Source organism: Corynebacterium sp. HMSC034H07 (assembly GCF_001815175.1).
Classification (GTDB): domain Bacteria; phylum Actinomycetota; class Actinomycetes; order Mycobacteriales; family Mycobacteriaceae; genus Corynebacterium; species Corynebacterium hiratae.
This window is the reverse complement of record NZ_KV819476.1, coordinates 1-396: the sequence shown is the minus strand read 5'-3', so window position 1 is coordinate 396 and position 396 is coordinate 1. Positions and strand designations below refer to the sequence as shown.

Genomic DNA, 396 nt, shown 5'->3' with positions numbered 1-396 from the left:
TCACCGGAAAGCAGTTTGATGACTGCCTCAGCGACAGTGATGTCTTCCTTGGCGGCGGTCTGGTGGATGAAGGCATCGAGTTTAATGCCGGTGTCTTCCCCAACCTGCAGTTCCAACCAGGCAGAGGTGCCGTTAGAAGAAAACCGGTACGTATCTTTAGGCCGGGTATCCCGATAGGCAATGGAATCATCCAGGGTTTTACAAATATCGCGGACTTTGCGCCTAATTTGACTACGTGTAGGAAAAGCTTGGGTCGGCTTAGAAGGGGTGAAGAAGTCAGCCAGGAGGGTGTCGATAAAATCCAGGGTTTCATCAGTCAAGGCTGTCAGTGCTGACATGGGTTGATCGATAGCAATGAGGGATTCAATGTCGAGCAGGCAGTGGGTGTCTTGTATG

At 51.0% G+C, this 396-nt stretch carries 1 pseudogene; it reads right to left on the bottom strand.

What is annotated here, in order from left to right:
- Positions 1 to 338 (bottom strand): annotated as a pseudogene (locus HMPREF3009_RS00040) (HNH endonuclease); the annotation flags it as partial.
- Positions 339 to 396: the final 58 nt, after the last annotated feature.